The sequence below is a fragment of the Nonomuraea sp. MTCD27 genome (assembly GCF_041950495.1).
In the GTDB taxonomy this organism is placed as follows: Bacteria; Actinomycetota; Actinomycetes; order Streptosporangiales; family Streptosporangiaceae; genus Nonomuraea.
In genome coordinates, this window is the sequence record NZ_JBGNUW010000004.1 from 731,573 (window position 1) to 742,892 (window position 11,320).

10 protein-coding genes are annotated in these 11,320 nt (G+C 71.2%); 8 read left to right on the plus strand and 2 right to left on the minus strand.

Translation table 11 applies throughout. The annotated features are described in order from the left end of the window. The first annotated feature begins 84 nt into the window (after window positions 1-84). On the plus strand, window positions 85-921 hold the full coding sequence (locus ACBJ59_RS15615) for an alpha/beta hydrolase family protein (protein ID WP_375110889.1): 837 nt from the start codon (window positions 85-87) through the stop codon (window positions 919-921). A 7-nt stretch (window positions 922-928) separates the two neighbouring features. Here the strand turns inward: ACBJ59_RS15615 and ACBJ59_RS15620 are convergent, their stop codons facing one another. After that, the gene (locus ACBJ59_RS15620) at window positions 929-1,987 is read right to left on the minus strand and encodes a trypsin-like serine peptidase (RefSeq protein ID WP_375110890.1); all 1,059 of its coding nucleotides are present in this window, start codon (window positions 1,985-1,987) and stop codon (window positions 929-931) included. 306 nt (window positions 1,988-2,293) lie between these two features. Here ACBJ59_RS15620 and ACBJ59_RS15625 point away from each other — a divergent pair, with 306 nt between their 5' ends. Beyond that, window positions 2,294-2,983 carry a hypothetical protein gene (locus ACBJ59_RS15625; protein ID WP_375110891.1) on the plus strand — a complete coding sequence of 230 codons (690 nt, stop codon included), beginning with the start codon at window positions 2,294-2,296 and terminating at the stop codon, window positions 2,981-2,983. Window positions 2,984-3,316: 333 nt separating this feature from the next. Here the strand turns inward: ACBJ59_RS15625 and ACBJ59_RS15630 are convergent, their stop codons facing one another. Next, window positions 3,317-4,519, minus strand: a complete 1,203-nt coding sequence (locus tag ACBJ59_RS15630; RefSeq protein WP_375110892.1) for a serine hydrolase domain-containing protein — start codon at window positions 4,517-4,519, stop codon at window positions 3,317-3,319. 159 nt (window positions 4,520-4,678) lie between these two features. On the opposite strand from ACBJ59_RS15630, the gene ACBJ59_RS15635 reads away from it, so the two are divergent. The 6 genes from ACBJ59_RS15635 to ACBJ59_RS15660 all read left to right on the plus strand — a co-directional run bounded on the left by ACBJ59_RS15635 (window position 4,679) and on the right by ACBJ59_RS15660 (window position 11,312). Beyond that, complete coding sequence (locus tag ACBJ59_RS15635) at window positions 4,679-5,281, plus strand: hypothetical protein (RefSeq protein WP_375110893.1); 603 nt, start codon at window positions 4,679-4,681, stop codon at window positions 5,279-5,281. 23 nt (window positions 5,282-5,304) lie between these two features. After that, window positions 5,305-6,513, plus strand: coding sequence for a sensor histidine kinase (locus tag ACBJ59_RS15640; protein ID WP_375110894.1), 1,209 nt, complete (start codon window positions 5,305-5,307; stop codon window positions 6,511-6,513). Then, complete coding sequence (locus tag ACBJ59_RS15645; RefSeq protein ID WP_375110895.1) at window positions 6,510-7,178, plus strand: response regulator; 669 nt, start codon at window positions 6,510-6,512, stop codon at window positions 7,176-7,178. Before ACBJ59_RS15640 ends, ACBJ59_RS15645 begins: the two co-directional genes overlap by 4 nt. A gap of 162 nt (window positions 7,179-7,340) precedes the next feature. Continuing rightward, the gene (locus ACBJ59_RS15650) at window positions 7,341-7,655 is read left to right on the plus strand and encodes a hypothetical protein (RefSeq protein ID WP_375110896.1); all 315 of its coding nucleotides are present in this window, start codon (window positions 7,341-7,343) and stop codon (window positions 7,653-7,655) included. 148 nt (window positions 7,656-7,803) lie between these two features. Further along, window positions 7,804-9,018 (plus strand): S1C family serine protease, encoded by a 1,215-nt coding sequence (locus ACBJ59_RS15655; protein ID WP_375110897.1) that lies wholly within the window; start codon window positions 7,804-7,806, stop codon window positions 9,016-9,018. 191 nt (window positions 9,019-9,209) lie between these two features. Beyond that, complete coding sequence (locus ACBJ59_RS15660; protein ID WP_375110898.1) at window positions 9,210-11,312, plus strand: PQQ-dependent sugar dehydrogenase; 2,103 nt, start codon at window positions 9,210-9,212, stop codon at window positions 11,310-11,312. Window positions 11,313-11,320 lie beyond the last annotated feature (8 nt).

An 11,320-nucleotide genomic window follows, 5' to 3' on the forward strand; every position in this document is an offset into this window, starting at 1 on the left:
GTACCATGTAAGGATTTTTCGTCAATGGCCGATTTGTGGGATGGTGAGGTCGTACCGATCGGTTCGATCTCAGCTGGAGCAGTCGTGAGCGTGGACCCTCTCGTCACCGACCCGCCGGGCGGCCTCGTGCCCCCGGCCAGCACTCCTTCCCTGGCCATCGGGGGTGTGCCGTTGCTCGGCGTGCTGCACGTCCCGGCGGGGCCGGGGCCGCATCCCGTCGTCGTGCTGGCGCACGGCTTCCCGGGCAACGAGCGCAACTTCGACCTGGCGCAGGCGCTGCGGCGGGCCGGGTACGCGGCGCTGGTCTTCCACTACCGGGGCTCGTGGGGGGTCGGGGGCTCGTACTCGTGGGCGAACGTCCTGGAGGACACCGCCGCCGCGGTCGCCGCCGTGCGCGAGCCCGGGACGGCGGCGGCGCACCGGCTGGACCCGGGGCGGGTGGCGCTGGCCGGGCACAGCCTCGGCGGGTTCGCGGCGCTGATGACCGCGGCGGCGGACCCGTCGATCGCCGCCGTGGCCTCGATCGCGGCCTTCGACTTCGGGGTCGCCGCCGCGGCCTGCCGCACGAGTGCCGGGGCGCGGGCCGCGTACGTCGAGGCGTTCGACGGCGAGTTGCTGCCCCTGCGCGGGACCAGCGGCGAGGCGCTGGTCGCCGAGATGGAGGCGGCGGGGGAGCGCTGGAGCCTGGCGGGGCTGGCCCGGCATCTGGCCGATCGGCCCGTCCTGCTGATCGGCACCGGACGCGACGACGTCACCCCGGCGCCGGCGCACTACGAGCCCGTGCTGGCCGCCTACCGGGCGCAGCCGGTCGAGCGCCTCGAACACCACCTCTTCCCGACCGACCACGCCCTGTCCGACCACCGCGTCGCCCTCACCCGCGCGGTGCTGGCCTTCCTCGGCCGGCACGTCCCCGTGGGTTGAGCGCGGATCAGGCGGCGTCGGCGTTCTGTGCCGCCTGGTAGACGGCCATGGCCTCGTTCCCGAAGAAGGGGCCGAACATGAAGTTCGGGGCGAAGTTGTAGGTGAAGCTGTTGACCGAGTTCAGCCAGCCGAGCCCCGTCGACTCGTCGAACCCCTGGAACCACGGCCCGCCGCTGGACCCGCCGGTCATGTTGCAGCGCAGCCCCTGGTCCCTCGTCATGACGGTGTCGTTGAACGCGCGCCCGCTGCAGTAGATCAGCTCCGACCCGTCGAACGGCTCCGCCGCCGGGTACCCGAAGGCGAAGTTCTGCCGCTGCCTTGGCTGGTTGAACGCCACCCCCTGCCCGCCCACCACGTCGGTCAGCGTGCGGCCGTTCAGCGGCGCCACCACGACGGCGGCCACGTCGAAGTTGATGTCCTCCCTGGCGTTCCACTGCTGCGTCGTCAGCATTCTCGTGGCCACCCAGGCCCCGAACGGAGCGCGCCCGTCGTCGAACGCCGGGACGAACATCCAGTTGCGGTGGGCGGCGCCGTTCAGCTTCACGCAGTGCCCCGCGGTCATCACGACGCTCTCGTTGGCGCTGGTCACGGCCGTGCCGGAGCAGGAGGAGTTGCGGCCGTCCGCGGTGGTGAAGAAGACCCGGCCGACGGTGCGCACCACCGCGCCGCCGTCCGTCCACTGCAGGCCGGGGCTGTTGGGCACCAGGGCCCGCGTCCGAGCGGTGGTGAAACTCGCCCATGACGCGCCGCGGGTGCTCCACGGGGAGCGCTGGGTGGTGGTGGCCGAGGCGCCGCGGGTGGCCCACGGGGTGCCCTGGGACGGCCCGCGCGACTGGGTGCCGCGGCGGGGCGCGGGCGCCTGCAGTGGTTCGGCGGCGAGCATGCGCCGCGTGGTCCAGTACTGCGAGACGGTCCTGCGCTCCGACCAGGAGTCCGTGGCCGTCCACCCGGCGGGCCGCCTGGGGTCGAGCTCGTTCGCGGTGCCGGCCTGCGCGGCGCCCGCGGGGACCAGGGCGCCCGCGAGGGCGAGCGCGACGGTGGAGAGCAGGGCGACTCTGCGGTGCATTGCGTACCTCCCGAAACCCGGAATCTGCCGTAGGGAGGTACGCGCGGAGCGGTCCGTCTTCCTCAATGCCTGTGCATTTGGATATGGCGCTATTACGGGATGAACGCGACAGGCCACGGAGTGTCACAGGGGGATGGTTTTGGCGGGCCCTTTGTGGAATAGGCACCGGATATTGACGCTCTTTCACCGGTTCTTTCCCGTTAAGGGAAATTCGACTTCGGCGTGGCGTTGTCATCTCGCTCGCGGCAACTGTAAGCATCGTACCGGTCTGGCGACTATGGGTCGCATTCCGAAAGGAACGGTAAAATGCTCACCCCAATCAGGAAAATAGCGAGGCCCGCCACGCATGGCCTTCTCGCGGTGACGCTGGCGGTCACCATGGCGCCGGCGGCTAGCGCGGCCTCGGACCCCGACAAGGACCGGCACTTCAAGGGAATCCACAGCGACCGTGGCTTCCGCACCGACCACCACGGCGACGACGGTGGCAGGAACTGCAGGCCACACACGTTCTTCCGGATCCACAAGCTCTCGCCGCGGAACTTCTTCGTGCCCCGCACCCGCTACACCGACGGCCCCGGCGGCTCGATGACGGTGTCGGTCACGCGCGAGCACGAGGTCCTCGCCTTCCTCGAGTCGGAGAACGAGAAGACCAAGGAACTGGCGAAGACATTCACCAAGGAGGACGACGAGACGAATCTCGACACCAAGACGGTGCTCGAACAATTGCGCCGGCTCGGTCTGCCGCACCTCGAAGAGCGGCACATGGTCTTCACCGGGCACGAATACACCCGGGAGATCAGCGACGGGAAATACGGCAACATGTGGTACCGGGTCTTCGGTTATCGCGTCGGCTGGTCCGCCTGGTCGGTGCTCGGCACCTGCGACCGCCACCCGGTCGACTCCGGCATCGCCAACGTGCCCTCCCGGGTCGAGGGCTGGCGCTACTGGGAGACCAAGCACCCGATGTTCAAGCGCCGCCTTCTGTCGGTGAAGTAGAGAATCCCAGGTCAGATGGGTTCCGGACTGATTCGCCGGGTATGGGATGGGTCCGGTCCGGCTGTGCCCGGACGCGCAGCCGTCCGGTGCGCGGGGCCTCCTAGGCTTCGACGAGGGGGACACCATGAGCATCCTGCGATATCTGGGAATGACATCGTTCCGCATGCCATTCCTCCGCATTCCCGGCCCAGAGCCCAAGCCTCCGCACGGCAACGGCGACACCAGCAGCCGCGCACGCCGCCGCAGGCGGCGCCACCGCCGATGAGCGATCGTCCCCGGGATGTGAGGGCGTCCACCCTCACATCTCGCGTGGCGTCCACGAGTACGTGACGGTCAGGAGAAGGACGCCAGCGCGATGCCCAGCGTCCGCTGGTTCTGGCCGGAGGCCTTGGCGTCGGTGGAGTTGACCGAGTAGACCACCGTGCGGGACAGGTCCCGGGTGGCACCGACGCCGGCGGCGTAGCCCCAGCGGGCACCGGTCTTGCCGTACGCGACGATCCCGCCGGGCAGCACCAGCCTGGACATCCCCGAGGTGTAGCTCGCGGGCTCGCACTTGCCGTACGTCATCACGTCCGGGACGGTGAACATGGGCTCCAGCTGCGCCGGCGGCACCACCTTGCCGGAGAACAGCGCCTTGACGAACTTCTCCAGGTCGGCGGCGGTCGAGACGAGGTCGCCAGAGGCCCAGGTCGAGGTGACGCTCGTGTTCGTGATGTCCACCACGTGCCCGCCCTCGTAGGGGACGGCGTTCGGGAAGCCGGCGGACACGGACTGGTAACCCTGGTGGTGCGCGCCCTTGATGCGCACCGACGTGCCGGGCAGATAGCTGTCCCGCATGCCGACGGGGCGCAGGATCCGGCTGGCGACCTCGTGCTCGTACGATCTGCCCGTGACCTTCTCGATCAGCATCCCCGCCACGAACGTGTTGATGTTGAGGTAGTGCTGCCTGGTTCCGGGGGCGAACTCGATGGGGTTGCGCACGGCCAGGGCGACGTACTCGCGGGGCGTCCACTTCTCGAACCGGGTCTCGTAGACCCACTCGAACGAGTCGGGCAGGTCGGGGGCGGGCAGGCCGCTGGTGTGGTTCAGCAGCTGGCCGATGCTTACGTCGGGGTAGGAATCAGGCAGCAGGCCGGGCAGGTCGTCCTGCACGGTGCCGTCGAGCGAGACCTTCCCCTCGGCCACGAGCTGCAGCACGACGGCGGTGGTGAACATCTTCGTCACGCTGCCCGCGCGGAAGCGTACGTGCTCGGACGCCTTGCGCCCCGTGCGCAGGTCGGCCACCCCGGTCACCCCTCGCCACGAGCCCTTCGTGCCGCCCACGCGCACGACCGCCGCGGTGGCGTCGGCCGCCGGCAGGCCCGCGATGGACTTGCGCAGCGCCGCCTCGTTGATCGGCGGGATCTGCCGGCCGTCCTGCGGAGCCTGGACGGCCGGCGGCGTCGGGCAGGGGCTCGGCGTCGGCGTGGCCGCCTGCGCGGGCGCCCCCACGAGCAGGGTGGCGAGGGCGAGGCAGGCGACGGCGGTCTTCATCATGGTGTTTCTCCAGGTTTCGGGAATGCGGCAATCCTGCTGCGGACAGCCCCCTCAGCGGATCGCCGGTACGACCGATCTCTCCTCGCTCCCGAGAGGGAGCCCCCGAATCCCTCGCACCGGCGATGCCCGGCCTCCCTCCCCGGGCCGAGGATTCTCTCCATGAACCCCATGAACGCTCGCTTCGCCTTCATCGCCGCGCCCCTGCTCGTCCTCGCCTACGGCGTGATCCGCATCCTCGACGGTCTCGACGGCAGCCGCGGGCCCGGCCTCGCCTGGACCACGGGCCACCTCGCCTTCATGGCGGCCCTCGTGCTGTTCGCCGGGATCTTCTGGCAACTGCGCGCCATGGCCGGCCGGGACACCCTGTCCACCGTGAGCGCCGTGGCCGGCACCGCCGGGATCGCCGCGCTGCTCGCGCAGTTCGGCATCGACGTCGTGGTCGGGTTCCTGGCCGCCGACCACGCCGGCATGAGCGTGCTGTTCGACCGGGTGCAGAGCGTCCCGGGCGTGGCCATCGCCGTCTACGACGGGGGACCGTTCCTGTTCTACCTGGCCCAGCTCGCCCTGGTGATCCAGCTCGCGGTCATGCGCCGGGTCCGGCCGTGGACGCCGGTCCTGGTGCTGATCGACCTCGCCCTGCCGTTCGCCGACAAGGACCTCATCCCGCTCGGCGCGCTCTTCCTGCTCGTCTCGTTCGCCCCGCTCGCGCGCCGCGAGGTCCCCGCTGCCGCGACCGTGCGGCCCGCCGCGACCGTGTCATGACGCGCAGGGCAAGATGGGGTCCCATGTCCGAGCCACGGTATGTCACGCGGTTCCGCCGCTGGTGGGCCTCGCTGCCCACGATCCTGGTGGACGCCGCGCTCGCGGCGCTGGTGCTGGTCGTGCAGCTGTGGCCGTTCGTCTCGCGGGACAACCCGTGGGGCGGGCCCTGGCACTGGCTCGGCTACGTCGTCGTGGTCGCCGCGTGCGTGCCGCTGGTCTGGCGGCGCCGGGCGCCGGTGGCCGTCCTGCTCGGCACGCTCCTCCCGACCACCCTCTACGACATCGTGGACCAGGTGCCCGCCCAGCCGATCTGGTACGGGGGACTGGTGGCCTTCTACACCGTGGCCGTCTACTGCACCAGGTGGATCCGCTGGGTCATGTTCGCCATCACGCTCGCCGGCGGCCTGCTCATCGTCGGCTCGGCCGAGACCGCGCTGCGCGGGGTCGTGCTGTTCGTCGCCGCGTACGCCATCGGCCGGGCGGCCGCCGCCTCCCGCGCCCACGCCGCCGCGCTGGAGGAGCGCGCCGCCCAGCTCGCCCGCGAGCGCGAGGCCGAGGCCGAGCGGGCCGCCGAGCGCGAGCGGGCCAGGATCGCCCGCGACATGCACGACATCCTCGCCCACGCGGTCAGCGTCATGGTGGTCCAGGCCGAGGCCGGGCCCGTGGCGGTCGGGAGCGACCCGGCCAGGGCCGTGGCCGCCTTCGACGCGATCGCCGCCGCCGGTCGCGACGCCATGGACCAGCTCCGCCGGATGCTGAACGTCCTGAAGGAGGAGCAGGGCCCACGCGGGCCCCAGCCGACCATCGCCACGCTGCCCACCCTGGCCGACCAGGTCCGGGCAACCGGACTCCACGTGACATACTCCACCTCGGGCGAGCCGAGGCCGCTGTCTCCCGACGCGGAGGTGGCCGCGTACCGGATCACCCAGGAAGCCCTCACCAACATCGTCAAGCACGCGGGCGCCACGCGCGCCGGCATCGCCCTCGCCTGGCAGGACCACGCACTCATGATCGAGATCACCGACGACGGCCGGGGCCGCGACCCGGGCCTTCCCGCGGGCATCCCCACAGGCACCCCCGCGGGCCTCCCGTCGGGCCTCCCCTCGGGCGGGAACGGCCTCATCGGCATCCGCGAGCGCGCCGCCGCCTGCGGCGGCACCGCCGTCACCGGGCCGCGCCCGGACGGCCCCGGCTTCCGGGTCCTCGTGCGGCTCCCGCTGGCGGCGTCATGACCATCCGCGTCGTGGTGGCCGACGACCAGGAGCTGGTACGCGCCGGGTTCAGCATGATCCTCGACGCCCAGCCGGACATCGAGGTCGTCGCCGAGGCCGGCGACGGCGAGCAGGCGGTCGCCGCCGTCCGCGAACACCGCCCCGACCTGCTCCTGCTCGACATCCGGATGCCCGTCATGGACGGCATCGAGGCCGCCCGGATCGTGTGCGCGGACGGGGACTGCCGGGTCCTCATGCTGACCACGTTCGACCTGGACGACTACGTCTACGACGCGCTGCGGGCGGGGGCCAGCGGGTTCCTGCTCAAGGACGTCCGGCGCGACGACCTCGTGCACGCCGTACGGGTGGTCGCGGCCGGCGAGTCCCTGCTCGCCCCCTCGGTCACCACGAAGCTGATCGCCGACTTCACCTCCAGGGCGGCCCCCCGGCCCGCCGCGCCGCCCGCGGAGCGGCTGTCGGTGCTGACCGGGCGCGAGCAGGAGACGCTGCGGCTGATCGCCAGAGGGCTGTCCAACGCGGAGATCGCGCGGGAGCTGGTGGTGAGCGAGCACACGGTGAAGACGCACGTCAGCAACGTGCTGACCAAGCTGGGGCTGCGCGACCGGGTGCAGGCGGTGATCGTCGCGTACGAGACCGGCCTGACCGTCCCGGGCGACACCCGCTGATCCGCCCGGCCGGCGCCCGCCGACGGGTCCCGGGAGCCCGCGGATCACCCATGGACCTGACCGGGTGATCGGGTTACTGTCAGGTCGTTTCGCGAGTACCCACCAACCCGACGGGGGTGCGTCATCAACGCCAAACTGGTCACCCGCATCGTCCTGGGGCTCTTGACGCCCCTCGCCCTGCTCGTGGCGGCTCAGCCGGCGCAGGCCGCGCCGTTCTGCATTCCCGAGGCGCCCGTGTGCGCGGGCCTCGACAACGGGCGCTTCGTCTTCACGGTCCAGCCGGCGCCCGCCACGCTGTCGGTGAGCGCCACGGCCAACGGGGCGCCCGCCACCGGGAGCATGTCCTACGTCACCGGGCCCGGCTACCTGCGGGGCTGGTACCAGCCGTTCCCGCCGCTGGTCTCGGGGGACGTGATGTGCATGTCGTTCTACGGCATGGGCGTGCCGCCGGGGCCGTACTGCGACACTGCGCCGTGAATTTCGAGAAATTTCCTGGTTTGGGCGGCATGCCCAGCCAGGGGGGATAAGGCCGAAATGAGGGGCTGCGGAGGGCGGCGATCAACGGCTTAGCTGGCATTTACCCACCATTGGTCACTCTTGTGTCATCGGGACACTAGGAGATGACATGGACGCGAACGAACCTCGCACCGGTGGTTGGAGCCAGTTCGGCGAGACGCCGCCCGCCGCTGGCGGGTTCACCCGGCCGGGCCCGACGGTCACGCCGCCCCCGCCCCCCGCGCCGCGGCGGGCCGGGTTCGTGCTGACCCGCAAGGCGATCGCCGGGCTCGCGCTGGCGGCCGTGGCCGCCCTGTCGGCGGCGGCGCTGGGTGGCGGCGCGATGGGCGCGTACCTGGCCGAGGGGAGCCGGCCGGCGGCGACCGCCACGCCCGCCGGTGCCAGCCCCGTGTTCCGTACCGCCGCGGACCGGTACACGGTCGCGCAGGTGGCGGAGAAGGTGCAGCCGTCCGTGGTGATGATCCAGGGGCAGACCAGTGAGGGCTCCGGCGTGGTGCTGTCGGAGGACGGGCTGATCCTCACCAACAACCACGTGGTGTCCGGGCAGAAGAGCCCGCTCACGGTCAAGTTCAACGACGGGAGGACGGCCAAGGCGAGCGTGGCCGGCACCGACCCGGCGACGGACCTGGCCGTCATCCGGGCCCAGGGCGTGTCGGGGCTGGCCAAGGTGGCGCTGGGCGACAGCGACCAGCTCAAGGTGGGCGACGACGTGCTGGCCATCGGCAGCCCGCTGGGCCTGGACGGGACGGTGACCTCGGGCATCGTCAGCGCGCTGGACCGTACCGTGACCTCCGGGAGCGGGCCGGACGAGCGGCAGCTCCCGCCCGGCTTCGGCGGGCAGGAGCAGGCGGCGGAGACGACCACGCTGGGCGGCATGATCCAGACCGACGCGGCGATCAACCCCGGCAACTCGGGCGGCGCCCTGGTGAACGCCGCCGGCGAGCTGGTCGGCATCAACAGCGCGGTCGCCGCCGACGGCGTCAACCTCGGCTTCGCGATCCCGGTGAACACCGCCAAGCACGTCTCCGAGCAGCTCATCAGCAAGGGGACGGTGAGCCACGTGTACCTGGGCGTGAGCCTCGCCGACGCCACCGGCGACGTGCCCGGCGCGCTGGTCCGCCAGGTGACCGCGGGCGGCCCGGCCGAGAAGGCCGGCCTGAAGCAGGGGGACCTGATCACGAAGATCGGCGGGACGCCGGTGCAGGGCGGGGACACCGTCGTCGGCCAGGTGCGGGGGTACAAGGTCGGCCAGCAGGTCGAGATCACCTACCAGCGAGACGGCAAGCCGGGCACCGTGACCCTCACCATGGAGGAGAAGAAGTAAGCCCACGTCAAAGCGCCTCCTGCCCGCTCCCCGCGGGTGGGAGGCGCTTTGCTGTCCGGCGTACTTAGTCCGATTGGAGGCGAAAGGTGCCCGATCATGCGTGATTAGGCCCTCCTCGATCGGCGTAAGCCAGGATACATTCACGTTAATTTGCCCTCTCTTATTCCCCGAGTAGACCGAAGGAGAGAGGCATGAGAGCGAGAACCGCGATCGCGGCCCTTACAGCTGCGGCGATCCTCATGCCGGCGGCCGCCGCGCAAGCCTCCGGGACCGCGGGCGCCGCGGCCCCGCCGCCGGACGACCAGTTCCAGAAGGTGACGCTCAACGACAACCCGGGCGAGCCGATGGACCTGGCGGTGTTACCGGATTCGAGGGTCCTGCACACCACCAGGCCCGGCGAGGTCTGGTTACACGATCCCAAGACCGGCCTCAACACGCTGGCCGCCCGCCTCGACGTCTACCAGCACGACGAGGAGGGCCTCCAGAGCATCGCCCTCAGCCCCGGCTTCGGCAAGGGCTCCAAGAAGGACGACTGGGTCTACCTCTACTACTCGCCCCCGCTCGACACTCCCGTCGACGACCCGGCCACGCCGGACGTGAACGAGGGCGACGCCCCGTTCACCGGCACGCCGCAGGACTTCGCGCCCTTCAAGGGCCTGATCCGGCTGTCCCGCTTCCGCTTCACCGGCGCCACCATCGACCTGCGCACCGAGCAGCGCATCCTCGACGTGCCGGTGGACCGCGGCATCTGCTGCCACGTCGGCGGGGACATCGTCTTCGACGCCGCGGGCAACCTCTACCTGTCCACCGGCGACGACACGAACCCGTTCTTCTCCGACGGCTTCACCCCGATCGACGAGCGGCCCGACCGGAACCCCGCCTTCGACGCCCAGCGCAGCTCCGGCAACACCAACGACCTGCGGGGCAAGATCCTGCGCATCAGCGTGCGGGCCGACGGCTCCTACACGATCCCCCGCGGCAACCTCTTCCGGCCCGGCACGGCGCGTACGCGGCCGGAGATCTACGCGATGGGCCTGCGCAACCCGTTCCGGATCGAGCTGAACCGCTCCACCGGCGAGTTGTACGTCGGCGACTACTCGCCCGACCAGCGGGAGGCCGATCCCCAGCGCGGCCCGTCGGGCACCGGCAAGTGGACGGTCATCCGCAAGGCCGGGAACTACGGCTGGCCGTACTGCGCGACGGCGCGGCTGCCGTACGTGGACTACGACTTCGCGACCGGCGCGTCGGGTGCGGCGTTCAACTGCGCGGCCCCGGTCAACGAGTCGCCGCGCAACACGGGCCTGCGCGAGCTGCCTCCGGTCACGCAGCCGGACGTGTGGTACTCGTACGGGCCGTCACCCGAGTTCCCCGCGCTGGGCACCGGCGGGATCGGGCCGATGGCCGGGCCCGCGTACGAGTTCGACCCGGCTGACACGCGCGGCCGCGCCCCCGTGGCCTGGCCGAGGTACTACGACGGCGTGCCGCTCTTCTACGAGTGGACCCGCGACTACGTCAAGGCGTTCCACCGGGACGGGCGGATCGAGGACGTGCTGTCCTCGTTCGTCTTCGACAACCCGATGGACCTGGAGTTCGGCCCCGACGGCGCGCTCTACGTGCTGGAGTACGGCGACGGCTTCTTCAGCGAGAACCCGGACGCCCAGCTCTCCCGGATCGACTACATCGGATACACCGGCAACCACTCGCCGATCCCGGCGGCCCAGGCGTCGGTGACGGCCGGCCACGCGCCGCTCACCGTCAACTTCACCAGCACCGGCACGAGCGACCCAGACGGCGACCGGCTCCGCTACGCGTGGGACTTCAACGCCGACGGCAGGGTCGACTCGCGCAGCCCCTCGGGGTCGTACACCTACCGGGAGAACGGCCTCTACAACGCCACGCTGCGGGTCACCGACCCCGACGGCATGTCGGCGGCCACGTCCGTGCGGATCGTGGTCGGCAACGCCGCGCCGGTCGTGGAGCTGGTCCGGCCGGTCAACGGGCAGCAGTTCACGTTCGGCGACGTCGTCGAGTTCGAGGTGCGCGTCACCGACGACCAGCCGGTGAACTGCGCCAACGTGACCGTGGACTACATCCTCGGCCACGCCGACCACGGCCATCCGCAGACCACGGCCCGCGGCTGCACGGGCTCCATCCAGACCACCGTCCCCAGCGGGCACGACCCGGAGACGGACGACCTCACCGGCGTCTTCGTCGCCAGCTACACCGACCCCGGCACCGGCGGCCTGCCGCCGCTGACCGGCAGCACCCAGGTGGTGCTCCAGCCCACGAGTTAGGAGATCCC

Bases quoted from the DNA above. Each gene is read 5' to 3' on its own strand.
- ACBJ59_RS15620 (WP_375110890.1), bottom strand. From the start codon at position 1,987: ATGCACCGCAGAGTCGCCCTGCTCTCCACCGTCGCGCTCGCCCTCGCG.
- ACBJ59_RS15625 (WP_375110891.1), top strand. From the start codon at position 2,294: ATGCTCACCCCAATCAGGAAAATAGCGAGGCCCGCCACGCATGGCCTT.
- ACBJ59_RS15630 (WP_375110892.1), bottom strand. From the start codon at position 4,519: ATGATGAAGACCGCCGTCGCCTGCCTCGCCCTCGCCACCCTGCTCGTG.
- ACBJ59_RS15635 (WP_375110893.1), top strand. From the start codon at position 4,679: ATGAACCCCATGAACGCTCGCTTCGCCTTCATCGCCGCGCCCCTGCTC.
- ACBJ59_RS15640 (WP_375110894.1), top strand. From the start codon at position 5,305: ATGTCCGAGCCACGGTATGTCACGCGGTTCCGCCGCTGGTGGGCCTCG.
- ACBJ59_RS15645 (WP_375110895.1), top strand. From the start codon at position 6,510: ATGACCATCCGCGTCGTGGTGGCCGACGACCAGGAGCTGGTACGCGCC.
- ACBJ59_RS15655 (WP_375110897.1), top strand. From the start codon at position 7,804: ATGGACGCGAACGAACCTCGCACCGGTGGTTGGAGCCAGTTCGGCGAG.
- ACBJ59_RS15660 (WP_375110898.1), top strand. From the start codon at position 9,210: ATGAGAGCGAGAACCGCGATCGCGGCCCTTACAGCTGCGGCGATCCTC.